Origin of the sequence: Candidatus Thalassolituus haligoni (assembly GCF_041222825.1) — a bacterium.
GTDB classification, from domain to species: Bacteria; Pseudomonadota; Gammaproteobacteria; order Pseudomonadales; family Oceanobacteraceae; genus Oceanobacter; species Oceanobacter antarcticus.
In genome coordinates this window covers 196,640-222,223 of the sequence record NZ_CP139482.1, presented here as the reverse complement: position 1 = coordinate 222,223, position 25,584 = coordinate 196,640, and the positions used below count along the sequence as shown (strand labels likewise).

General features: G+C 53.4%; 17 protein-coding genes, 1 tRNA gene and 2 pseudogenes. 13 read left to right on the top strand and 7 right to left on the bottom strand.

Features of this window, described 5'->3' with window-relative positions; translation table 11 throughout:
- The first annotated feature begins 152 nt into the window (after window positions 1-152).
- Window positions 153-1,382 (top strand): phosphoglycerate dehydrogenase, encoded by a 1,230-nt coding sequence (serA, locus tag SOJ49_RS01060; protein ID WP_369856373.1) that lies wholly within the window; start codon window positions 153-155, stop codon window positions 1,380-1,382.
- 64 nt (window positions 1,383-1,446) lie between these two features.
- On the opposite strand, the gene SOJ49_RS01055 is transcribed toward serA, so the two are convergent.
- The 5 genes from SOJ49_RS01055 to hisB form a co-directional block, all read right to left on the bottom strand.
- A complete protein-coding gene (locus SOJ49_RS01055; RefSeq protein WP_369856372.1) occupies window positions 1,447-3,693 on the bottom strand; it encodes a TonB-dependent receptor plug domain-containing protein in 2,247 nt (748 codons plus the stop codon).
- Window positions 3,694-3,786: 93 nt separating this feature from the next.
- The gene (gene hisF, locus SOJ49_RS01050; RefSeq protein WP_369856371.1) at window positions 3,787-4,554 is read right to left on the bottom strand and encodes an imidazole glycerol phosphate synthase subunit HisF; all 768 of its coding nucleotides are present in this window, start codon (window positions 4,552-4,554) and stop codon (window positions 3,787-3,789) included.
- Between the two features lie 24 nt (window positions 4,555-4,578).
- Entirely contained in the window at window positions 4,579-5,319 is a 741-nt protein-coding gene (hisA, locus tag SOJ49_RS01045; RefSeq protein ID WP_369856370.1) for a 1-(5-phosphoribosyl)-5-[(5-phosphoribosylamino)methylideneamino]imidazole-4-carboxamide isomerase, read from the bottom strand.
- 35 nt (window positions 5,320-5,354) lie between these two features.
- Window positions 5,355-5,963, bottom strand: coding sequence for an imidazole glycerol phosphate synthase subunit HisH (gene hisH, locus SOJ49_RS01040; RefSeq protein WP_369858021.1), 609 nt, complete (start codon window positions 5,961-5,963; stop codon window positions 5,355-5,357).
- 62 nt (window positions 5,964-6,025) lie between these two features.
- Window positions 6,026-6,616: an imidazoleglycerol-phosphate dehydratase HisB gene (hisB, locus tag SOJ49_RS01035; protein WP_369856369.1), complete on the bottom strand. Its 591-nt coding sequence runs from the start codon at window positions 6,614-6,616 to the stop codon at window positions 6,026-6,028.
- A 132-nt stretch (window positions 6,617-6,748) separates the two neighbouring features.
- On the opposite strand from hisB, the gene SOJ49_RS01030 reads away from it, so the two are divergent.
- The 6 genes from SOJ49_RS01030 to SOJ49_RS01005 all read left to right on the top strand — a co-directional run bounded on the left by SOJ49_RS01030 (window position 6,749) and on the right by SOJ49_RS01005 (window position 12,087).
- A complete protein-coding gene (locus SOJ49_RS01030; protein WP_369856368.1) occupies window positions 6,749-7,147 on the top strand; it encodes an acetyl-CoA sensor PanZ family protein in 399 nt (132 codons plus the stop codon).
- A gap of 186 nt (window positions 7,148-7,333) precedes the next feature.
- Entirely contained in the window at window positions 7,334-7,975 is a 642-nt protein-coding gene (locus SOJ49_RS01025) for a phospholipid-binding protein MlaC (protein WP_369856367.1), read from the top strand.
- Window positions 7,976-8,141: 166 nt separating this feature from the next.
- On the top strand, window positions 8,142-10,532 hold the full coding sequence (locus SOJ49_RS01020) for an EAL domain-containing protein (protein ID WP_369856366.1): 2,391 nt from the start codon (window positions 8,142-8,144) through the stop codon (window positions 10,530-10,532).
- Window positions 10,533-10,544: 12 nt separating this feature from the next.
- Window positions 10,545-11,600: an A/G-specific adenine glycosylase gene (gene mutY, locus SOJ49_RS01015; protein ID WP_369856365.1), complete on the top strand. Its 1,056-nt coding sequence runs from the start codon at window positions 10,545-10,547 to the stop codon at window positions 11,598-11,600.
- 27 nt (window positions 11,601-11,627) lie between these two features.
- Window positions 11,628-11,906: an oxidative damage protection protein gene (locus SOJ49_RS01010; protein WP_369856364.1), complete on the top strand. Its 279-nt coding sequence runs from the start codon at window positions 11,628-11,630 to the stop codon at window positions 11,904-11,906.
- A 105-nt stretch (window positions 11,907-12,011) separates the two neighbouring features.
- Window positions 12,012-12,087, top strand: a tRNA-Phe gene (locus SOJ49_RS01005).
- Window positions 12,088-12,628: 541 nt separating this feature from the next.
- Here the strand turns inward: SOJ49_RS01005 and SOJ49_RS01000 are convergent.
- A pseudogene (locus SOJ49_RS01000) lies at window positions 12,629-12,985 on the bottom strand (recombinase zinc beta ribbon domain-containing protein); the annotation flags it as partial.
- Between the two features lie 134 nt (window positions 12,986-13,119).
- On the opposite strand from SOJ49_RS01000, the gene SOJ49_RS00995 reads away from it, so the two are divergent.
- The 6 genes and pseudogenes from SOJ49_RS00995 to SOJ49_RS00970 all read left to right on the top strand — a co-directional run.
- Window positions 13,120-13,882 (top strand): IS5 family transposase gene (locus tag SOJ49_RS00995; protein ID WP_369856363.1). Its coding sequence is split into 2 segments (ribosomal slippage): window positions 13,120-13,449 and window positions 13,451-13,882, totalling 762 coding nucleotides; the frame shifts between segments, so codons are not numbered across the junction.
- Window positions 13,883-13,988: 106 nt separating this feature from the next.
- Window positions 13,989-14,198, top strand: a complete 210-nt coding sequence (locus SOJ49_RS00990) for a hypothetical protein (RefSeq protein WP_369856362.1) — start codon at window positions 13,989-13,991, stop codon at window positions 14,196-14,198.
- 305 nt (window positions 14,199-14,503) lie between these two features.
- Window positions 14,504-18,712, top strand: coding sequence for a beta strand repeat-containing protein (locus tag SOJ49_RS00985; RefSeq protein WP_369856361.1), 4,209 nt, complete (start codon window positions 14,504-14,506; stop codon window positions 18,710-18,712).
- 113 nt (window positions 18,713-18,825) lie between these two features.
- The gene (locus tag SOJ49_RS00980) at window positions 18,826-20,814 is read left to right on the top strand and encodes a ribosomal protein L7/L12 (protein WP_369856360.1); all 1,989 of its coding nucleotides are present in this window, start codon (window positions 18,826-18,828) and stop codon (window positions 20,812-20,814) included.
- A 217-nt stretch (window positions 20,815-21,031) separates the two neighbouring features.
- A complete protein-coding gene (locus SOJ49_RS00975) occupies window positions 21,032-22,879 on the top strand; it encodes a hybrid sensor histidine kinase/response regulator (protein ID WP_369856359.1) in 1,848 nt (615 codons plus the stop codon).
- Window positions 22,880-22,988: 109 nt separating this feature from the next.
- Window positions 22,989-23,996, top strand: a pseudogene (locus tag SOJ49_RS00970) (IS630 family transposase); the annotation flags it as partial.
- Window positions 23,997-24,255: 259 nt separating this feature from the next.
- Here SOJ49_RS00970 and SOJ49_RS00965 read toward each other — a convergent pair.
- Window positions 24,256-24,903, bottom strand: coding sequence for a response regulator (locus tag SOJ49_RS00965; protein WP_369858020.1), 648 nt, complete (start codon window positions 24,901-24,903; stop codon window positions 24,256-24,258).
- Window positions 24,904-25,584 lie beyond the last annotated feature (681 nt).

The following is a 25,584-nucleotide window of genomic DNA, read 5'->3' as shown; positions in this document are numbered from 1 at the left end:
AAGGTGTTGACGGAGGATCACATTGAAAGTCGGACATGCTAACATGTGCGCCCTGTTTTTCGGAGAGCTTTTGCCCCGAACAGACCGACCGCACACCAACAGCATGGCATCAGGCCCCAACCTGAACCAGCACCTCACGAGAAGGTACCCCAATGGCCCAGACTTCCCTCGACAAAAGCAAGATCAAATTCCTCTTGTTGGAAGGCGTGCATCAGTCAGCTCTGGATACACTCCACGCTGCTGGCTATACCAATATCGAATACCTGAAAACATCGATTTCCGAAGATGATCTGAAAGAGCGCATCAAAGACGTTCATTTCATCGGTATTCGTTCGCGCACCCAACTGACAGAAGCTGTCTTCGCAGCTGCCGAAAAACTGATTGCGGTAGGTTGCTTCTGCATTGGTACCAACCAGGTCGACCTGAAAGCCGCGACCAAACGCGGCGTTGCAGTCTTCAACGCACCGTACTCCAACACCCGTTCTGTCGCTGAACTGTCGATCGCCGAAATCATCATGCTGATGCGCGGCGTGCCGGAAAAGAGTGCCCAATGTCACCGTGGCGGCTGGAATAAGTCGGCGACCAACTCCTACGAAATCCGCGGCAAAAAACTCGGTATCGTTGGTTATGGCAGCATTGGTACTCAGCTGTCGGTGATGGCTGAAAGCATGGGCATGAAGGTCTATTTCTACGACATCGTTACCAAGTTGCCTATCGGCAACGCCACCCAGGTAGGCTCACTGCCAGAGCTGCTAGGCATGTCGGATGTCGTCTCGTTGCACGTGCCAGAAACTGCGTCTACAAAATGGATGATGGGGCCAGAACAGCTCGCCCAGATGAAGCAAGGTTCGATCCTGCTGAACGCATCTCGCGGCACCGTGGTTGATATCGATGCTCTGGCAGAGAGCATTCGCAATAAAAAACTGCTGGGTGCTGCCATTGACGTGTTCCCAACCGAGCCACGCTCTAACAACGAAGAGTTTGTCAGCCCGCTGCGCGAATTCGACAACGTCATCCTGACCCCACACGTGGGCGGATCCACTATGGAAGCACAGGAAAACATTGGTAAAGAAGTAGGCGAAAAACTGGCGACCTACAGCGACAGAGGCACAACCACAGCATCCGTTAACTTCCCAGAAGTCGCTTTGCCGTCGAACGCCAATGTACACCGCATTTTGCACATCCATCAAAACGTTCCTGGCGTGATGAATGCCATCAACAGTATTTTCGCGAAAAACGACATCAACATCTGCGGCCAATACCTGCAAACCGTTGAAGACATCGGCTACGTCGTGATCGATGTTGCTGCGTCAGCCAGTGAGCTGGGGCTGGAAAAAATCAAGGAAGTCGAAGGTACTATTCGCGCCCGCGTGCTGTACTAAGCGACAGGTGCGACGGCCCCCTCCTCACTGGAGGGCTGGTCGTCTCACCTTGGCCACAAACCCGCTACAGCCGATAGTGAGCACTGACCCACGACAACCAGCGCGGAGTACGCTCAAAGTAAAGCTGGCCACCATCAGCATCATACTGAACAGATAGCGCTACTCCGGTATGGCCAAAATCGTGGGCAAACCGACTCTGCAACTTGCGTTGACGATAAAATTGCTGGCCTGCAAAACGGGAACCAATACGACCATTCCCCTCATCAAGAACCACACCCAGCATCCACTCCGACACACCCGGGGTATAAGTCCATGCGGCCCGAAGGCTACGCTCTGCACCTAAAACACCTTCACTACTCCCCTCGTTCAACTCCCGATGCTGCAGCAAACCGACCAGCCATAGCCGTTGCTGCTGAGCCAGTCGCCAGTCCAGCTGCCATTCCAGACCCATCAACTTCATGCTGTTGGAATCATCAAGATACCCATCCAGCAAATTAACCTGCCCTTCAATCAGCTGATACATACGCTCGTGAAACAGTTTGATATCTGCGGAGAGTCGAGGATCAAAAAAAGCACCGTAGTACCCCAGCTCCCAGGCATGAATTACTTCACCACTCAGATTGCTGTTCCAGGCATCGGCGTTAACGGAAAGAAACAGCTCTCCGCTCTCAAGCCCGAGGTAATTGCCAGACAACTGCGTCACCGCCCCAGTCGCATCAAGATGCTGCTCTGCCAGATCCGGTGAACGATGGGTACGGGAATACTGGAAACGCAGGCTTTGATTCGGAGTCAAGAGATGCGTCACCGCCAACCGGGGGGAGAAATTAACCTCATTATCAGACTGATACTCTGCAGTTATCGAAAAGAAGGTCAACCAGTCCGGTCGTAGCCGATATTCAATGCTGGAAAAGGCCATCAGGCTGCTCTGAGTCAGCACCCGATTAAAAAACGCCTGGGAGTTGACCTCATCCCGGCGATACATCAAGCCCTGAACTGAGCGTAACTGACTGCTCCACCAGACCGTATCTTCAAATTCAACTTCCAGCCGCTGCTCATAAATATCGTAATCGCCTCGACCACAAGTTGCCTGATCCAGACTGTTTACCCCAACAGCTGTCGCGACCACCTGTTGCGCCAACGCATACTCTTCTGCCGAAACATCCGTATCCACACCTTGGCTCGCCAGATAACTCTGCAGCGACGAAGCATCAACCAGGCCATACGCCAACGCCTGATAGTACTGCTCGATGCTGTCCCTCTCAGAAGTCGAGGTTTGCTCGTCCAGTAGCGGCAATACACCGTAGGCAATTGCTTTCGCCAGTTCAGCATCCAACCCGAAGAGGCTGCTGAGATTAGGATCGAAGGCAAGGGTTGTCGTACATGCCCGATAGGACTTTTCCTGGTTTTCCGACTGCCAATAAGCCTTGAGTTTCCACTCGTGTCGGCTATTTTCAAGACTGCTGAGCGTCGCTGACATAAAATCCGTAATCGATTCATGCTCTGGCGACGCCTCATGAAAGTTTTCATCGGCCAGAATATTACGCTGCAGCCGTTGCCGGCCCGCTTGCCAACGCAATTCAGTATTAGCCGATACGTCACTGGCACCGCTCCAGTTCAGTCCGTCAACCCGATCATAATCCGGCTTGTCCCAAGCTTCGTAGTGGTTACCGCCGCTGGCTCCTTCGCTGTAGCCAAAAAAACTTAATCGCTGACGGGAGCCACCCATATCATAGGCCGTAGACAAATAGGCCCGGCGGCGGGATTCAGACCCAAGCGAAGCAGAGAGGTTGAGCGAGCGACTGTCGGCAGGATGACGGGTAATTATATTGATTACCCCCTGAAACGCATTCATACCGTACGAAGAGGCGCTGGGGCCTCGAGTGATTTCGATGCGCTTGATGTCCTCAAGCGCGATATTCAACTGATCCCAATCCACACTGGCGAAGGTGGCACGATACACTGAACGCCCATCCACCAGCACTTCCAGGCGACGCGACAGGGAGAGATCGCCCGAGTGATACACCACACCAGACTGGTTGGAATCCAGCTCCTGCGCCACAAACATACCGGGAACATACTGGAAGACGTCGACCAGGCGCTGGATACCCCACAGACGAATTTGCTCAGCCGTAATCAGCGTCACACTGGCCGGTACTTCAGACAAGGGCTGCGGCAGACGCACCGGACTCAACACCACCGGTAACTCTGGCTCAAAGCTATCCAGTGCATCTGCCTGACAATACATCGCACCGATTGCCAGATATCCTAGAATGCTGGCAAACACACCAGTACGTCGTCCAACACGAGGCATAGATCAATCCATCGGCATTGTTGCAGAGTTCAAAAAAGACTGTTGGAATTATGCCTATATAAGCATCAAAAAACGACCGTGATTGACTAAAGATCAATCAATTAGACGCATTTCAATCCCTGCCGCTGCCATATGCTGCTTGGCCTGCTGCACCGTATACTCACCAAAATGAAAAATACTGGCTGCCAAGACCGCATCGGCCTTGCCCTGTTTAACCCCCTCCACCAGATGATCGAGGTTGCCCACACCACCAGAAGCGATCACCGGGATATTCACTGCATCCGAGATGGCGCGGGTAACCCCGAGATCAAAACCGGATTTTACGCCGTCCCGATCCATGCTGGTCAGCAGGATTTCACCCGCACCGTACTCGGCCATTTTAACAGCCCACTCGACGGCATTAATACCCGTTGGCTTGCGACCACCATGGGTAAATATTTCCCAATGGTTATCACCCACCTGCTTGGCATCAATTGCCACAACAATGCATTGAGCGCCAAATTTCTGCGAGGCTTGACGCACAAATTCCGGGTTATACACCGCCGCTGAATTGATCGAGACCTTATCGGCACCGGCATTCAGCATCCGGCGAATATCATCCAGCTCGCGAATACCCCCGCCCACGGTGAGCGGAATAAACACCTGCTCGGCAATCGCCTCCACCATATGCACCGTAGTTTCACGGCCTTCATGACTGGCCGTGATATCCAGAAAGGTAATTTCATCCGCGCCCTGATCATTATAACGCTTGGCGATCTCAACCGGATCGCCTGCATCCCGAATACCAACGAAGTTCACGCCTTTTACAACGCGGCCCTTGTCGACATCCAGACAAGGAATAATACGTTTGGCCAATGCCATGGGAACTCTCCTGAATTAGGCCGCTTAGCGAGCGGCCAGCTTGTCAGCCAGCGCTTGAGCTTCGGCAACATCGAGCGTGCCTTCATAGATGGCCCGGCCGGTAATCGCACCCAAAATACCCTTGCTTGCCACCATCGACAGGTGGCGAATGTCCTCGATATTGGTCACACCGCCAGAGGCAATAACAGGAATACCCCCTTCCACAGCCAGCTCAACAGTCGCTTCCAGGTTTACGCCCTGCATCATGCCGTCACGGGCAATATCGGTATAAACAATGGCAGACACACCGTCGTGCTTAAACTGTTTAGCCAAGTCCACCGCTTTGACTTCCGATACTTCGGCCCAACCATCGGTCGCCACAAAGCCGTTCTGGGCATCCAGACCCACAATGACCTTGCCTGGGAAAGCCGCGCAGGCTTCTTTCACAAACGCAGGTTCTTTCACCGCCTTGGTGCCGATAATCACGTAACTCACGCCCGCTTTAACGTAGGCTTCGATCGTCTCCAGCGTACGAATACCACCACCAATCTGAATTGGCAGGCCCGGAAACTCTTTCGCAATAGCCGTCACCGCACCACCATTCACCGGGACACCGGCAAACGCACCGTTCAGGTCGACCAGGTGCAAGCGACGGCAGCCTGCATTCACCCAGCGTCGAGCCATCTCCACCGGGTTATCACCAAACACCGTAGAATCGTCCATACGACCCTGACGCAGACGAACACATTCGCCATCTTTCAAATCAATTGCAGGTATTACGAGCATGAGGAAAACCTTAATTCAGTGAGGAAACCAGTCCGTCAGGCCTGGCCATTCCAGTCGAGAAAATTCTTTAACAAGGCCAGACCGGCGTTATGGCTTTTTTCCGGGTGAAATTGCACCGCAAACACATTGTTTTCAGCCATCGCAGCAGCGAAATCAACGCCGTAGTGGCCATGGCCCTTCACCTGCTCCGGACGCTGCGCCTGCACATAATAAGAATGAACAAAATAAAAGCGGCTGTTATCCGCAATGCCACGCCAGAGCGGATGTGCAACCTGCTTTACCTGATTCCAGCCCATATGCGGCACTTTCAGCTTTTCGCCGTTCTCGACCAAATCATTACCAAAAAAGCGTACTTGGCCCGGCAACAACCCCAGACAATCCACCCCGCCGTTTTCTTCCGAACGATCCATCATCGCCTGCAAGCCAACACAGATACCCAACAGCGGTTTGGTTTTACGGGCTTCTTCCACGACCTGATCAATGCCCTGACGACGAATCTCAGCCATACAATCGCGAATAGCACCCACCCCCGGCAGCACCACATGATCAGCCGAACGAATCACCTCCGGATCACTGGTCACCAGCACTCGGGTATCCTGCGCGACTGCCTGCAATGCACCATGAGCGGAATGCAGATTGCCCATGCCGTAATCGATCACCGCACACAATTTACTAGTCACTTAAACCATTTCCTTACAGGAGAATATTACAGAGTGCCTTTAGTGGATGGCATAACGCCCGCCATACGAGGATCCATTTCAATCGCCATCCGCAGCGCCCGACCAAACGCCTTGAAAATCGTCTCAGCCTGGTGGTGGGCGTTAAAACCCTTGATGTTATCAATGTGCAAACTGACCTTGGCATGATTAACAAAGCCCTGGAAAAACTCCCAGAACAACTGGGTATCCAGCTTGCCAATGGAAGCGCGGGTAAAATCACAATTGAAACTCAGGCCCGGACGACCGGAGAAATCGATCACCACCCGCGACAGCGCTTCATCCAGCGGCACATAACTATGGCCATAACGGACGATACCTTTCTTGTCGCCAATGGCTTCAGCAAAGGCCTGACCCAGAGTGATGCCGATATCTTCCACCGTATGATGATCATCGATGTGGAGGTCACCTTTACAAAAAATATCCAGATCAATCAGGCCATGGCGGGCAATCTGATCCATCATATGCTCCAGAAACGGCACACCGGTATCAAACTGGCTTTTGCCAGTACCGTCGAGATTGACAGACACCCGGATCCGGGTCTCCAGGGTATTACGTTCGACCGTTGCCGTGCGGGCCATGGAATGCTCCAAACTATCGCCAAAGAAAAAGGAAACCATTATAAAGGGCGCGGTGGAAAACCTCCATGAAACCTCGACCAGCGTCCAAATACAGCAACGTTGCCGCTCAATTCAGTCCCAAGGGAGCCTCAAGTGCCCGTCAAACTCGAACATATCAACCAGCCCACCCCTGCCGACTGGGCTGATATCGCCAAGATTCAGGCCGATACGACCGACGAGCAATTACTATCGCCCGCGTTACAACACCATTTTGAACAGCAGGGTTGGCTTATCGCAGCGCGATTTAACGACCGCATCATCGGCGTTATACTCGTCTCCCGGAATCACCAGACCGTTACGTTATCAAACGCCGCAGTGAGAAGTATCACGCAGCGCCGGGGGGTTATGCATCAGACAATACACCTGCTGCAACGTTGGGCCAGTGATCAGGAAATCACCATCCGTATCAATACAGCCCCGGAAACACTGGTACTCGCGCTGGAAAAACGGGGTTTCAAACGTACCGAATCGGCCTGGATATGGCAGCCGTAGAGAACCCCTAAATTGACGACGACGAGCCTACAGTCCACCACAGAAAATACTTTCAGCCACCAGAGGCAACAATCTTTTCAAGCAATGGACGCTACACAAGTGACACCTGGCACGACATACTGCACAAGTAATCAGAACCTGATCTGTTGCCTGTAGCCAACCCACACACCAATGGACGACTCACTCATGCTTCGACTCCTGACCACCATTTCCACGTTGCTTTTCAGCCTCGCTGTCTGGGCCGCTCCAACACCATCGGAAGTGGTCACTCGAGCAACCAACGGACTGATTGATAAACTGAACCAGACCCCAGCAGAACAACGCACCGATACCGTAGTACGCGAACTCGTGATGTCGTACATCGTTCCTGCCATTGATCAGGAAAAAATCGCCAAAGGCGCACTGGGCAAATACTGGCGACTGGCCAACCCCGACCAGCAACAAGAATTTATTGACCGTTTCCGTGAGTTGCAAATTCGCACCTACAGTGGTGCCTTCAAGGCATTCAGTGGTGAAAAGCTGGAATTTGAAGAAGCCCGTATCAATCCGGAAGGTGACAAGGCATTTGTTCAGGGACACCTGACCCAGACCAACGGCAACACCATCCCTATCGACTTCAAACTCTACCGGGAAAAAGCCGACGTCCAATGGCGGGTGTACGATGCTGTCGTCTCCGGCCTGAGCATGGTCAAGACCTACCGTGATCAAATGGCCGAACGCCTGCAAGGCACCAACCCAAGCAATGCCACCACCCGCATGAACGAACTGCTGACGCAGTTACAGAAGGAAGCCGATCAGGTTGCCCTGCAAAACTCGACTGCAGAATAGCGCCACCGGGGGCTGTAACAGCACAGCTCCCAGCCCTCCCCAGTTCCCTGTTTCCGAGCTCAAGCAAGCACATCAGATCCGGCAATAATCCGGGTTATGGTACATACTATGATGTTATCTTATGCGGACAACATCACGTAACCGCCCCAAGCGAGCTGAGAAACACATGCAACTGCAGGTACAAAGCCTGAAGCGCAAGCTGGTGATCGTCGCCTTGCTGACGACAACCCTCACATTGATATTTTCAAGCATTACATTCACCTGGCTGGAATACTACCTGACTCGCCAGGACAGCGAGCGCCAGCTGACCACGCTCGGCAGCATGATGGCACGGCATAGTGCGCATGAAATCAAAGCGGGCCACATCGATGATTTGCAAGAAACCATTCGCTCACTCAGCGCCCACGGCGACATTCTGAGTGGCTGCATCTACGATATCAGCAACCATCTGCTCATCAGCTACCTGCGCGATGGCCCATCTTCAGCAGAAAGCTGCCCGCTTGAAGGACATCCAGACAGCAACGACCCCAGGCAATGGGTCTTCCCCATTCAGTACAACAAAAACGTCATTGGAACCCTGACAATTCAGGCAACCAACGACTCACTCAACAAGCGGCTGCAGCAATTTGGTGCCTTTTCAATCGTCATTTCCGCCCTCGCCTTACTGCTCGGATTTTTCGCCTCTTCACGACTGAAAGAATTGATCTTACGTCCACTACACGACCTTTACGCAACACTCAAGCGTATCGCACAAGACAAGGACTATTCCATCCGCGCAACACGGGAAACCGACGACGAACTGGGTGCTTTGGTTGACCTGTTCAACTCACTACTACACACCATCGAAAGCGAGCATGCCGCCTTAAAAGAAAATGAGGCCCGCTTCCGTAAACTGGCCACTTTTTCACCAGTGGGTATTTTTCAGGTAGACACCCAACAAACACTGCAATACGTCAACCAGCGTTGGCGAGAAATTCACCAGATGCATGGCGACCTGCCAGAACTCGAGCGCTGGTTTGGCTGCATCGCTCCGGCCGACCTCGACAGCCTGCGTGACGCCTGGCAACGGTTAACGACCTACCAGGAAAGCATTGCCATGGATCTGCGCTTGCTTCATCGCGACAGCACCCAGACATGGATTCACCTGATGGCCAGCTCCCTGAATGACCGCGATGGTGAAGTCATTGGCTACCTCGGAGCCATATCTGACATATCCGAGCTGAAATCGGCCCAGCTGCAAATGGAAAATCTGGCCTTCTACGATGCCCTCACCGGCCTCGCCAACCGACGACTGTTTAAAAACCGGCTGGCCAAATCCATCAAGTCTGCCCAACGAACCCGCTCCACCCTGGCACTGATGTTTCTCGACATGGATCAGTTCAAACGTATCAACGACTCCATGGGCCACGATGCAGGTGACTTACTGCTACAAGAAGTCGCCAGACGGCTCAGCAACTGCGTGCGTGATAGAGATACCGTCTCCCGCATTGGTGGCGATGAATTCACCATCTTGCTGACCGATGTCAACCATACATCCGATGTACTGACCGTCGCCGAAAAACTGCTCGAAGCACTGAGTCGTCCAATCCGCATCAAGGGCCAAGACATCACCACCTCCGTCAGCATCGGCATCACCCTGACCCCACAGGATTCCAGCGATCCCAACACACTGATGAAAAACGCCGACTTGGCCATGTATCGCGCCAAAGAACTCGGCCGCAACAACGTCCAATTTTTCTCGGAAGACATGAACCGCTCGATTCTTGAACACCTGAGCTGGGAACAGGAAATTAACGATGCGCTGACAGCAAACCAGTTCACACTGGCCTATCAGCCCAAAATCAGCCTGCGGGATTACCACACCACCGGCGTAGAGGCGCTGATCCGTTGGCACCACCCGGAAAAAGGCTTCGTCTCGCCAGACCGATTTATCCCCGTAGCCGAAGAAACCGGACAGATTCTCGCCATTGGCCGTTGGGTACTGGAGCGCAGCTGCACCGAAATGCGAGCGCTACTACAGTCGGGGGCGCTGCCAGAAAACGCCCGTATTGCCGTCAACTTGTCGGCACGACAATTTGCCGCTCCCGACCTTGAAACCGTTATCAGCCAAGTGCTGCAAGAATCCGGGCTGTCACCCTCCAACCTGGAGCTGGAAATCACCGAAAGCACCTTGATGCTCGACGTCGAAAGTGCCATTGCCACCATGGCCAGCCTGCAAGCGATCGGCGTCCGCTTTGCCATTGACGACTTCGGTACCGGCTACTCATCACTCGCCTACCTCAAGCGCTTACCGATCGAAGTACTCAAGGTCGACCGATCCTTCGTCCTCGATATCCCCGATGACACCAATGACATGGCCATTACCGCAGCCGTCATCGCCATGGCCCACAAACTTGGAATCATCGTCGTTGCTGAAGGTGTTGAATCCGAAGATCAGGTAAACTTCCTGCGAAATAACCTCTGCGATGAAGGTCAGGGCTATCTTTTCAGCCGACCGCTAACCCTGCAACAACTGCAGTTATTTCTCCGCGAGGCACAAACCGCTACCTTGAAATAATGATTCCCGCTGATGACATCTGCCCTGACCACCACCGCCTTCGCTGACACCATTCTCCACTGGTACGACTTGCACGGGCGCAAACACCTGCCGTGGCAACAAGACATCACCCCCTACCGCGTGTGGGTGTCTGAAATCATGCTACAACAGACCCAAGTAGCTACCGTTATTCCCTATTACGAGCGTTTCATGGAACGCTTCCCCAACGTACAAGCGCTGGCAACAGCCGAACAAGACGATGTCCTGCACCTCTGGACCGGGCTCGGCTACTACGCCCGAGGTCGCAACCTGCACGCCTGCGCCAGACAGATCGTCGAACGCTATAACGGCGAATTCCCCCAATCTGTCGAACAACTGTCCGAATTACCCGGCATTGGCCGCTCCACTGCCGGAGCCATCGTCTCCATCAGCATGGACATACGAGCCGCCATCCTTGATGGCAACGTCAAACGGGTTCTCACCCGCTTTTACGCCGTCGAAGGCTGGCCCGGCACCACCACAGTACAAAACCGGCTCTGGGACATTGCCGAACGCCTGACGCCGCAACACCGCCACCGCGAATACACCCAAGCGATGATGGACATGGGGGCCACCCTCTGCACCCGCAGCAAACCAGCTTGCGGCATTTGCCCGCTACAACCGGAATGCCGAGGTCACGCCAGCAGCAAACCTACCCAATACCCCAACAGCAAACCCAAAAAAGACAAACCGGAAAAACACACCTGGATGCTGATGCTGCGCAACCCACAAGGCGAATACCTGTTACAACCACGCCCTCAAACCGGTATATGGGGTGGTTTATGGAGCTTTCCGGAAGCCCCCTCCATGGCACAAGCCGAACAATGGCTAAGCACCCATTTCGGCGACACGGCAGAACACACACAAGAACTCAACAGCTTCCGCCACACCTTCAGCCACTACCACCTGCACATCCACCCGGTAGAAATCAGCCTGACCAGATCAACGGCACAAATAGGCGAAGCCGAACAGCATTGGTACAATCCCCGCAGCCCAAGCGCACTGGGCCTGGCCGCACCGGTAAAAAAACTGCTGCAATCCAGCCTCTGAACCACCGCCCAATACAAGGAACGCCACATGAGCCGCACCGTACTCTGCCGCAAATACCAGCAAACACTGCCAGCGTTGGCGAACGCCCCCTTCCCTGGCCCTGCCGGAGAAGACATCCTCAACAACGTATCAGCCAAAGCCTGGGAAGAATGGACCACCCACCAAACCCGATTGATTAACGAAAAACACCTCAACATGATGGACAAGGCAGCACGCAAATACCTGACCGAACAGCGCGGGAAATTCCTCTCCGGCGCCGACTTCGACCAGGCAGACGGCTATGTGCCTGAAAGTTCTGAAAAATAATCGCCAGAATACAGTTGACAGAAAAACATGAGAGCGGTTTAATACGCGCCACTCAACGAACAGCACGTTACATCAAGCCGTACCGTTCAGGTGTTAGTTGACGTTGCCCGGATAGCTCAGTCGGTAGAGCAGGGGATTGAAAATCCCCGTGTCGGTGGTTCGATTCCGCCTCCGGGCACCATTCCATTTCTCGGATATGAAAAATCATCTAAGTACTTGAAAGGTAAGGTGGTTTTTGCAGTTCTAACTCCCTCATTTCGTTTCCATGCTAGCGGCTCTGAAAATACCAGCTTTAAAACAGCTCTTTGGTTAGCCAACTCCCCTGTAGCCCAGAGTTTATGCGGGTTTTCTAAAAATTCGAGGGCGGTTCTAACAGATTGTGTCTGATCAGCCTGTTCAGCCATGAAATGACGGATTTTCTCCTCTAAAACCAGCTTCTCTTGCTCCAGTGATTCCAGCTTGTTTTCGTAGCCCTGACGCGCCCTGGGCGATGATGTGTTCACCATAATATCCACTACGGAATCCATGGTTCTATCTAAGTCCTTCAGGGTGTTTTTGAGTTTTTGGGCGTAATTTCGGCGGTGCTGGCTTCTGGCTTTCCAGATGTCATCGAACATTTTGGCGGCAGCATCCAGTGCTGATTTGGCTGGCGTGATCGTCTTCAGAAGCTCGACGAACTCGTTTTCGACCACATCACGCTTGACGGATTTTCCGTAGCTCTCACAGCCTTTCTTGCGACAGAAGTAATACGGATACTTGGCGCTCCTCCCTTTGCACCATCCCGACGTCATGGGGCTGCCACAATCGGCACAGGTTACAAAACCACGCAGCGGAAAATCTTCGCTGATGTTTTTCTTAGCGGGCACGTAAACTCGCCCGGCTAATCTGTCCCGCGCTTTCTTGAAGGTTTCCAAACTCACCAAGGGTTCATGCTGCCCTTTACGAAGTGAAATTCCCCAGCGTTCGAGCTCAATGTAACCAGCGTAAATAGGCCGGTTCAGCGTTTCTTTAACGCGCTGAACTTTCACACGCCCATCACTGCCGCGTGGGTATTCTGGGAACTGCTCAAAGAAATACATCACTTCCGACAGCGTTTGAAAGCGCCCAGAGGCTAAACCTTCAAAGCCTTCCCGAATGATGGAAGCATACGGCTCGTTAGGCACTAGAGAATGTTCTCAATTAACTTTCTCGGCGTTTTCGCGATTTGCCCAAGATGAATAGAAACGTACTTCGGGATAGCCAATGGGAACGCATCGAGCATCTGCTTCCTGGAAAAACCACGGATTGCGGTGTCACCGCAAAGAATAATCGCCAATTTGTCGAAGCCGTCCTCTGGATTACCCGAACCGGGTCTCCCTGGCGGGATTTGCCACCGGAGTTTGGTCACTGGCACCGGGTGTATGTTTGTTACAATCGCTGGTCACACAAGGGGGTTTGGAAAGCGGTCTTTGAAGCGCTGAGTGATCAACCGGATCTGGAATATTTGATGGTGGACGGCAGTATTGTCCGGGTTCATCAACACGGTGCCTCAAAAAAACGATCGTGATCAGGAAGCCCAGGGAAAATCACGAGGTGGATTAAGCACCAAAATCCACCTGGCCATCCACCTGGCCGTTGACAGTATTGGTAATCCAGTGCGACGGCTTCTCACCGATGGTCAGGCATCTGAATATGGGCAATCAGAGTGCTTGATTGCTGGGTTTTCTGCGGATTATGTCCTGCCTGACAAGGGCTACGATTCAGATGCCTTTATTCAACGGATTGAAAGTCAGGGCAGCCGGGCTGTGATTCCTCCTCGCCATCACCGCAAGGAACAACGCGATTACGATAAGGGGCTTTACAGAGAGCGCAATCTGGTTGGACGATGTTTTTTGAAACTCAAGCGCTATCGCCGCATTGCTACTCGTTACGAGCGCCTGGCCAGAAATTACTTCTCGATGCTCTGTTTGGTGTCATCAATCATTTGGCTGGCATAATTGAGAACGCTCCCTAAGGGACAGTAGACAACGAGCCACTAACAGCATTATGAGAGCACCGCAGGGGACTAACCCGCATATTTATACAAGAACGGCGGTATCCCTTATGGTTCCTGTTGTCGAAGCAATCACCAAAGAGCTTACCGCCGTGACAGAATACTACCAGGACGCCATTCCGTTTTTCTTTCTCGATCGACACCAGTTTGCAGCCAGCTTCAACGGCGGCGACATCACCTCCAACGCCGGTTTACTGCTGCTTCGAGAGATCACTCAGAAAACCGGTTTGGCCAAAAAACACCGTTTGTCTCAACAATGACCGTCGACAAGTCTCTGTCCAGCATCGGACTGCGATGCTGCTGACCCAGCGATTAATGACTGTCTGTGCCGGGTATGGTTGCAAGAACTGATTTCATAGCCAGACCTGACTCCATTATTGCACGACAATCCATCCAACATACCCCTTGCAGCGACTTCGCGGACTTATTGACCAATAAAATCACCCATATGGGTGAAGCTGACCGATCTGTCATAGATTACCCTTCTGATGCTTCATGACAACTTCAATTACACAGGCTTGTCTGGCCAATCGGGCACCTGTTGACTCTCCGAAGGAAGGACTCAATGGAAATCAGCAAACTGATGCTGGCCATGATGGCAGCATCCTCACTGACACTGACTGCCTGTGGTGGCAGCTCGTCGTCAAGCAACAACCAGCAGGACACCGACACTGGCAGCGATTCTATCTATCTCTCTGGTACCGCAGCCACCGGCCTGGCCATCGACGGCACCCTGTTCGTTTACGATGCTGAAGGGCGCTCCACCAACGTGGTTATCGATGACGACGGTACATTTAACGTCAACGTGGATGGCATGACGCCACCATTTATGCTCGAAGCCCATCCAGACAACAGCAGCCTGGCGATCCAGTATTCGTTTGCTGAAGCTGCCGACATCACTGTCAACGTGACCCCGCTGACCACCCTAGCGCTATTCCTGGCGAACGACCAGCAAAGCCTCGAAGCGCTGCGTGCTGCCTGGGATGATGAAGCAGAAAGCTTCGATGCAGCCGCTCTGGCCGACGCCGAAGAAGTGATTCTGGCCAATTTTGCCGAGCAGTTTGAAGAGCAAGGCATCGACCCGAACACTTACGACCTGTTCAACGCCGCATTCAGTGCCGACCAGACTGGCTTCGACGCCGTGCTGGACGATGTCAAAATCGTCTTTGATATGGATGGCGGCAGCTTTGACGTGGATGTCGACGAAGCCGACTACAGCTTTGACGAAACCGCTGAACTCGACGATGACAATACCGATGGAGAAACCGACACCACGCCAGACAGCTTCAGCTTTACCGCCTCGGCCAACGCAGAACCCTTAACCCGTGCAGAAAGTAACACTGTCACCCTGTCCGGTTTTGATAGCGAGCTGGCCCTGAGCGTCAGCAACGGCAGTCTGATTCTGAATGGCACCGCAACCGCCAGCCCGGCACAGGTCTCCGCCGGTGATGAAATTCAGGTGTTCCACACCAGCTCCTCCGACTTCGGCAGCGCCGTCACCAGCACCGTCACGCTGGGCAGCGTCACGGCCGATTTCACCTCGACCACCCGTGCGGCTGACGTCACTCCGGATAACATCAGCTTCACAGCTCAAACCGACGTTGAGCTATCTACCGGCGTGACCAGTACTCTGGTGGCGCTGACAGGCTTTGAAGGCACGCTGCCACTGTCCGTCACTAACGGCTCGCTGTTGGTGAACAATTCAGCGTCCGGTACTTCTGCTACGGTTTCCGCCGGAGACCAGATCCAGATCGTACAAACCAGCTCCTCCAACTTTTCCACATCCGTTACCAGCACCGTGACGCTGGGTTCAGTCACCACTGACTTCACCAGCACCACTCGTGCGGCAGACAATACGCCGAACAGTATCTCCTTCACCAGCCAGAGCGATCTGGCGCTGGGCGAAGGCACTTTCAGTAATCAGGTGACTGTCGGCGGCTTCGATGGTGACGCGACGGTTACCATCAGCAATGGCCAATTCCAGGTCAACGGTGGTGCCTGGATGACCTCTGGTACCATTTCAGCTGGCGATACCCTGCGCTTGTACCAGGAACAGCCAGAAGGCTTTGAAGAAACCAAAGTGACCACGGTCACCATCAATGGTGAAGCATTCACATTCACTACCACTACTCGTGCAGCGGATACCACGCCAGACAGCTTTACCTTCGCCGCTCAAGCCAACGTTGAACCATCCGGTGTCATTCAAAGCAGCGCAATCACCCTGGCGGGTTTTGAAGCTGCGATGACCATGTCTGTTGGCAACGGTACCCTGATCGTTAACGGCACGGCAGCTGGCACCTCGGCGCAGGTAGAAGCTGGCGATCAGGTCGCTGTATCCCACACCAGCTCAGCCGATTTTGATACCTCAGCCACCAGCACTGTCACGCTCGGTTCAGTGAACGCAACCTTTACCTCGACCACTCGTGCCGCCGATACCACACCAGACAGCTTCAGCTTTAGTGCTCAAACTGACGTCGAACCTGCCACCAGAATCAATAGCAACATCGTGACCATCACAGGTTTTGAGGAGCAACTGCCACTGACAGTGACTAACGGCTCGTTTCTGGTCAACGGCAGTGTCGCCGGATCCTCAACACAAGTGGTGGACGGTGACCAGATTCAGGTGGTACACACCAGCTCGTCCGACTTTAGTACTCAGGTAACCAGCACAGTGACACTGGGCTCAGTCACCGCCGACTTCACCTCGACTACCCGCACAGCGGATACCATACCAAACAGCTTCAGCTTTACCGACCAAACGGATGTCGAACCTTCCACCAGCATCAACAGTGACCCCGTGACCCTGTCCAATTTTGAAGGTGAGCTGACCATGAGCGTCGACACCGGCTTCCTGCTCGTGAATGGCGCACCATCAGGGACTTCAACCCAGGTGGAAGCGGGAGATCAGATTCAGGTATCACACGTTAGCTCATCGGAGCTGGAAACCGATGTGACCAGCACCGTCACACTGGGCAACCTGACAGCCGACTTCACCTCAACCACCCGTGTGGCAGACACCACACCGGATGCAGTGGTCTTTAACCCTGTGCAGAACGCCAGCAGAAACTGGTACATCTACAGTAATGCCGTGACCCTGACCGGCTTTGATGGTGATGCCAACATCAACATCAGTAATGGTCATTACGAACTGGACGGTTCCAATAACTGGGGCAATGGCAGTGCCTCTGTTCCTGCCGGTACGCAAGTCAAGTTGCGTGCGACTACCAGCAATAGCTATGGCGCGACCACCGATGTCACTCTGACAGTCAATGGCACCCCATTCGCCTTCTCGGTCACCACGCAAGCAGCGCCAACTCCGGCTCTGGGTAGTCCATTCAGCCATTATATTGATGGCCAGATCGTCGATCCGGGGTATGTCAGCACCAGCTACGAGCAGTGGCAGAATGCCAAGGATCGAGTACCACAAAACGTCCTGATTGAAGTCCGCTACGACGTCGATTCTGCGGTACAAGGCACCCCGATCAACGTCTACAACGGTGAGTACAGCATCGGTTACAGCGGCGTATGGCATCAGGGTACTGCCACTTCGGAAACCGATATTGGCAACTACAGCCATACCGTGACGTCCTCTGAGACGATCAAGGTCCGTCATACCTCGGGCAGCAGTGACCGTGAAACCGTCGAAACCACGCTGATCATCGGTGGTGCTATGGGTGCCGGTATCGACACTGCCAGCTTCAGTACCCGCACCTACGACGTTGATTTCTTCAAGATCCCTGTAATCGACAGCACCTGGAGTATTGGTGTCGACGACGTAGCGGGTTTGGCAATTCCACAAGGTTACGAACAAGCCGACATTACCGACGACTTCCCGATCTATACGCTGAAATCCAGCAGCATGGGTAGCGGTACTGGTAACACAACCAGTCTGATGAAAGCTCAGATGACCTCTAACTCTGGCACCATTGATCAGGCTAATGTCACTTCCTATAGCGGAGTATCACTCACTGCTGACATTACGGCAGTGAAAATCAGCGAGACGGAAGATCTGCTGGTGTACTGCAATCAAGCCATTTCACCAGCGCGCTTGAGCCTGGCGCCGTCTTCACAGGTCACGGATGTTGTGGATATTTCTCTGAATATCAACGACGGCACCACCTACTGGCGTTTGAATAGCTGCCAGGATGTGGCCATTACCGATGTGACCCGAGCGTCTGGCAGTGTTAGCTTCAAAGCGTTCGTAGGTGGTACCGGAACCGATGGCTCTAACACCAACCTCTACCAGGTTGCCACAGCCTATGTCAGCTTCGACACCAGCACCAGCGGCTCCCTGAGCAACAAGGTGAGCATCACCAACAAGGTGCTGTTCACAGAGATCGATACCTCCAATAACCGTACCGTTCTGGCGATGTCCGCCATCGACAGCAACAACGTTGTCTACGCTGTATCCCAGCCTAACGAAGTCATGTGGGGCACCAGTGCACTGTACCTCTATAAGGGTGATACCGGTTCAACTCATCAGTTGATTGGCAGTGACGTCGAGCCATTCAATAACTGGAATACGATCTGGACAGTCGATGACATATTCGTCTGGAATAAGCCAGGCGATCCGCAAATCTATCTGGTGTCCGGTAATCGTGGTGTGATCAGGGTTGATGCAGACAATCGCAACCTGTCCAACTACAGCGTGTTGTCAGCCGGCTCCACCTGTATTGATGGCGTTACCGGTATCCCGAACGACAGCAAGATCACCCTCTACTGTCACGACCGAGATGGCGACCCAAGCCACATCCTCAACTTCGACGACCAGTAATCATCCCCACTCCAGCAGCGAGTCCTGGCTCACTGCTGGCTTCACCGATACTGGCCGTCGCAACCCAAGCGCACGGCCAATTTGATAACCAAGATATTCATAAGGATATATTCATGGATCTCAATAAACTGTTTATCGCCATCGTCGCGGCTTCCTCGCTGGCACTCACCGCCTGTGGTGGCAGCTCATCATCCAGCGATAACGACCAACAAGATAGCGGTACTGAAACCGGTACTGAAACCGGAGCAGACACCAGCCCGGACAGCTTCAGCTTCAGCAACCGCAGCGACGTTGAACTGCAAACCATCACCAACAGCGATCCAATTACCCTGTCCGGCTTTGACGGCACTCTGACCGCAACCGTCACCAATGGCTATATCATGCTGAACGGCGCCGACCTTGGTGTCTCCACCCAGGTAGAAGCCGGTGACGAAATCCAGATTACCCAAACCAGCTCGGCTGACTTTAGCACCAACATCACCAGCACACTGACCGTTGGTGATGTCTCTGCCGAATTTACCACCACCACCCGGGCTGCCGATGCCAGCCCGTATGCCTTCGGTCTGACACCAATCACCGATGCCACACCAGGCGCAGAATATTCCAGCACCACGGTGACTCTGAGCGGCTTTGAAGGCCGATTAGCACTGACTTTTGACAATGGCCTCGCGGTCGTTAACGGAGCATTGCACAGCAGCGGCGTGATGGTGGAAGAAGGCGACACCGTATACTTCAACCTCACCGCCAGCAGCGACTACGACACCACCGTCACCAAAAACATTAGCCTGGGCGACTACAGCACCACGTTTGTAGTAACGACCGAAACAGCGGCAGTCGTCTTCGACGGCATCTATGATGACACCTACAATGTCGGCAGCGACGCTTTTCTGGATATGTCCGTCGCCTACGGCGGTGCTGGCATCGCCGAAGTCACCCTCCTCAAGCGCGTGGGTAACGGCAGTGCCGAACTGCTGAACACCACCATCGACGCCGATGATAAAACCCTGGCCAATGTTAAAAGCGTCAACTACTACAACGCCAACAAAGCCTCGAAGATTGCCAGTTTCAAGGACGCCTTCCTGAACGACACACTGGTTGCCACCTGTATGTCCGGCGAAGCCTTTGTTGATCGCAGTGAAACTCCATGGTTTTCCGGCCTGACCCAGGGCACCATCGACCTGCATATGTCATCCGACCCGAACACTGTGATCAGCCTCGACGATAACTACATCTATGTCGACAGCAACGACGTGGAATACAGCTTGGTGGGCTGTGAAGGCCTGACCGAAGCCACCTTGCTAACCACCAGCGACTCTACCGAAGCGACCTACACCATGGCCGGTGTGATGCGCTTTGCTGCTCTTACACCCGCGCCGCCGTTTGGCAACGACCTTGCCGACCTTTATGCCCTGGTAACCATTAGCATCACGCTGGACTCAGCCATCAGCGCCTTTGGCTCAGGCAAAGAAGCTGGCAATATGACTGATTTCGACTTCAACGTACTGCATACCTATTCGGGCACGGGTGACCTGATGCTTAACGTCGCGGCGACAAGCGACAACGAAATCTACGTTGCCACCGTGCTCGACGGCTACAGTGTGTACCGTCAGAACCGTATTGAGCGTTACACCACCACCGATGGCTGGGAAAATGTGTTTCATTCCACCAGCAACCCATTCACTGGCATGGAAGAAAACTGGGACGTTAGCAACATGGTGGTCACCCAAGACATCAACGGCTCGGACGCGCTCTATCTGGTCAACGAGGACAGCGGTCTGGTTGCCTTCGACCTCACGGCCATGAATGGCTCAGCCCTGACCGAACCGGCTTTGCTGGCAGCGGATGACTACGACCGCTGTACCGGTGTACTGGCCCACAATGGCGGTTACACCACTTCAACGGCCAGCCTCTGGTGCCACGATAGCAGCAATGAAGGCCAGATGCTGGAATTCACACCGCCATTGCTGACTGACATCCGCGTAAAAGCGGCTGTTGCCAGGCCGGATAATCATACCTTCATTCAACAGCTAGTCTCGAAGGAAGAAGCCGAACAAATCAAGGCCGAACTGGAAGGAGCCGGTGCCGAAGTCGAGGTAAAATAACTGTGGGCGGAGTACCTGAATCGAAGTAGCTGAACCGGAGTACCGGGCATCGGCACATCAGATTACTCCTGCATCGAGCAGGAGCAGGTCAACCCGCCTCTCTTACATCCCGGCCATAACGCGATGGCCGGGCTTTTTATCATGGTCGACCAGCGCCGTCCGGGACGCCTGCTGGCGACTCAACGTTCACCCGCAGCACAAGGACGATGTCACGCCAATGCAGATTTCCAGCCCCACGACACCCCGTCAAACCCAGTCAGGCATCCTGGATAAGCTCACCAATCTGGGTTTTGGTGAATACCCTTTAGCAGACGAAATGCAGTGGGAGCGCCACCACCTGTTTATGCAGGAAGTCGGTCCCCGCATGGCCGCTACCCTGGTTGCAGCGGTGATTGTTGGCCTGTTATTCGTGAACTCCGCCAGCACAGCAACCCTGGCAATCTGGTTCGGCATGAACCTGTTTGTGGGGCTGAATTCGTGGTTGATCCTGGGCCGCTACCACAACCACCAGAAAGGCCATAGGCCCGATCCCTCAATCCCCAAACAACGCCGCGCCATCCTGCGCTGGCACCTGGCTAATCTTTACCTGTCGTTACTGTGGGGCTTCCAGTGGGCCACCTTGCCACTGCTGTTTTTGGGAGATGCCTCGATCGTGCAAATCTTCTCCATCCTGTTGCTCGTTACCATTACCTCCACCATGCCATCAATAAGCATGGGCCTGTACCCGGATATCTATGTGGCCTTTCTCACCCCGGTACTAACAGCCTTTGGCTGGCATCTTTGGAGCATGGATCTGGAGGATGTCTGGCTGCATAAAGCCATGGCCCCGGCGGTGTGGCTGTCGCTGGTTGGGTTCAGCTACGCCATGTTCAAAACCCAGATCCATGCCCTCGCCACACGCCTTGAGTTGCAACACTCCAAGCGCGAGATTGAACTCGCCAATCAGGCAAAAACTCGTTTTCTGGCCGCTGCCAGCCACGATATTCGCCAGCCGCTACAAGCCGCGTCACTGTATTGGAGCGCCATCCCCGACAGCGCCGTAGCCAATGCCCAACACCCCATGTTCGAACGTCTGGGCGCAAGCCTGAAAGCCACCAACGAACTGCTGAATCACCTGCTGGATGTGTCGCGTCTGGATGCCGGAGTCGCAACCTGCCAACCTGCTGCCATAGATCTGGTAGAACTGCTGGGCGAACTACGGGTCGTTTTCAGTCCGCTGGCTGAGCGCAAAGGGCTACTCCTAGAGATCGACCAGCCACCCGATATTTACGTTTGGTGTGACCGGGCCATGACTCTGCAAATATTCAAGAACCTGCTGGCTAATGCCATCCAGTACACCACCACAGGTGCCGTGTGCATCAGCATAAAAAATCACTCAACCCATCTGCAAATCAGCGTTGATGACACAGGTATTGGTATTCCCAAGTCGCACCAACAGGCCATTTTCGAAGAATTTGTGCAGTTGCATAACCCAGGTCGCCAACATACCAAAGGACTCGGACTGGGGTTGGCGATCGTCCGTCGCCTGTGCCAACTGCAACAACTGCCACTGATGCTGGAATCCGAACCAGGCCACGGCAGCTGTTTTCACATTACCCTGCCGCAGTGTAAAGCGCCCACCCTGCCGCAGGCTCCGTACACGCCGGCAGCAGAAGCCAGACTGGCCGGTCTGAAAGTACTGGTGGTTGACGACCACGAAGACATTGTCGAAGCCCTGTCGATGCTGCTGGTGAGCTGGGATTGCGATGTTTGGGTGGCCCAGGGGCTGAGCAGCCTGAAACAACAGCTAGCGCAACCAGCTTGTGTGCCGGAAGTTGTCCTGACCGACGACATGCTGGGGGATGACGGCCAGGCAGAAGACGTTATTCAGGTTGTTAATCGCATACTAGAGAGCATCCCTCGCATCGTCATCATGACCGGCAATACCCTGCCCCAACGAATGCAACAGCTGCAATCCCTGGGATTACCGATGCTTCACAAACCGGTGCAAGGCGAGGAGTTAAAGGCGCTGTTGCTGCAACCCGAGCACACTCCTGCGGCAACACACACCGAAACCGCCATTTGAATAACGGCTGAGATAGACGTAGCCTAATGTCCCTTAACAAAAATAAATAGAATTTATATGAGTGGTTATAGTCTACTTTGAGGAGTGCATTTTCAGGCAGAGGCAAACCATGGGACGACCAGTCAAAGTGCTCGACATCACTGACGATGAACAGGCTGAGCTCAAGCGTTGGTTGCGTAGCCGACAAATCCCTGCTGCTGAACAACAGCGAGCCAAAATCATACTGCTCAGCACAGAAGGCCTTTCAGGAAAGGTTATTGGTGAGCGGGTCGGAGTGACGGCAGAAACGGTCGGTAAATGGCACCGTCGTTTTGAGTTGTATCGTATTGACGGCTTAACGGATGCCCCGCGCAGTGGACGCCCTCGTAGCATTCATGACGATAAAGTCGCAGAAGTCATCAACAAAACACTGCAAACCAAACCGGCAAACGCAACCCATTGGTCAACCACTCTGATGGCGAAAGAAACCGGACTGAATGCCATGGCGATCAGTCGGATATGGCGAGCCTTTGGTCTGAAGCCACATCGTCTGGAAACCTTCAAACTGTCGAGAGATCCTTACTTTGTTGAAAAGGTTCACGACATCGTTGGCTTGTATATGAACCCTCCGGACAAGGCATTGGTGTTGTGCGTCGATGAAAAGAGTCCGATTCAGGCCTTGAACCGGGCGCAACCCGCACTACCGTTGTCATTTGGCTATGCCGAAACACGAACACATGATTATATCCGTCATGGTACCACGACGCTTTTTGCGGCTCTGGATGTTGCAACCGGTGAGGTGATTGGCAGGCTTTACCAGCGCCACCGTGCAGAAGAGTTTCTGTCCTTTCTGAGAGCAATTGAACGAGAAGTCCCCAAACATCTCGACATCCATCTGGTCATGGATAATTACAGTACGCATAAAACAGAAAAGGTGAGAAGCTGGTTCGCCTCTCACCCCCGTTACCACATCCACTTTACGCCCACGTCAGCGTCATGGCTTAACCTGGTCGAAAGATTCTTTGCCTTGATTTCCCAGCGATGGATTAAGCGAAATTCCCATCGAAGCACTCGTGAATTGGAAGCCTCCATCAGGGAATATTTGGCCGTTTATAACAATGATCCGAAGCCCTTTGTGTGACAAAAAACTGCTGACCAGATCATCGAGTCCATTGCTCGATTATCAGACAAGATAAATACCAAGTGAACTTTTGTTAAGGGACACTAGGGGGCGTCCTCAATTAGTTAACGCGTCCTGTTATGGAGCAAAAATCCATCAGGCAAGGCGTTGAACGCAGAGAATGGTGGCCCTTTTCAAGTTCAACAACACCGCATGATGGATTTTTAACCATAACCCTTCGGGCTGAGGCCAGTTGAGACCCCCCCTAGGCTTGGGATCAATGAATATAACCGCGCTCATGAGCAATACGTAGGCATTCAATGCGATTGTTCACACTCAGCTTGTCGAACATCAGGCGCACATGGGTTTTGACGGTATTCGCACTGACAAACAGCAACTCGGCAATTTCGCGATTGCTATGGCCTGCCTGCATCAAACGCAGAATGACCAGCTGCCGCTCGGTCAACACATCAGCGTCTATCGGCTCTGGCCCGGCCAGTGCCTCAATGGTCTCTGGCGTCAGATAACGCCCGCCAGCTGCAACCAGCTGCACCGCTTGCAACACATCTTCGGCCGACTGGCTCTTGCCAATCAGGCCGGATGCACCCGCCTGTATTACCCGTTTCAACAGCGCTGGCCGGGTCTCGGCGGTACACACCAGTACCGACAATTCGGCGTTTTGCTGACGTAATCGTTGCAACAGCACCAGACCATCCATATCGGGCAAGCCCAAATCCAGCAACACCAGCTGCCAATGTTGCCCGACCAGTTGCTGCAACCCCGCCTGTGCCGAGGCGACACAACACACCCGACATGGCGCCAGCGCCGCTTCAAACAGCGTCATCATTGCATCCGCAAACATGCGATGATCATCAATAATCAGAATATCCAGTCGTGTTTTTTCTGTTCCTGCCACTTTCAACACCAATCCCCGGTTCCTTTACACCACAGCAAGAATATCACTACTGTCCGGTTAACTGATCCGCAAAAGAAAGAAGCTCGACTCCCATACCGCTTCCGGTAAAATAACGCTTATCACAGACATCATTCAGAGAAACCAACAAAAGTTCGTCAGGTCTTTAACTTGTCTGATAACCGAGCAATAGACTCAATGAATTGATCCGCAGTCTTCTTCCACACTAAGGGCTTTGGATCATCGTTATAAATCTCGGATAGACGCTTCCAGCTCAAGGGTACTCCGGTGGGAGTTTCGTTCAATCCATCTCTGGGAAATCAATACAAAGAACTTCTCTACCAGATTGAGCCATGATGCCGACGTGGAGGTAAAATAAACGTGGTTTTGCTGACGGCCTCTGCCGTCACACCAACGCGCTCGCCGACTTCCTGTCCTGAAAGATCTTCCGTACTCTATAGAATAATTCTGGCTCGCGTCTGTTCTGCCGCAGGCATTTGTCGACGGCATAGCCACTTCTGCAACGCTATTTTTCCTGATCAGTGATTGTTAATACTTTGAGAGGGCCTCCCATGACAGGCTCCTTGCGTATTGAGCGTACTAACATATAGATATGGAAACTCCAATTAATTCGATTATCTTTTGTTAAAGGACACTAGAGGGCGCTCTCAATTAGTTAACGCGCCCTGTTAT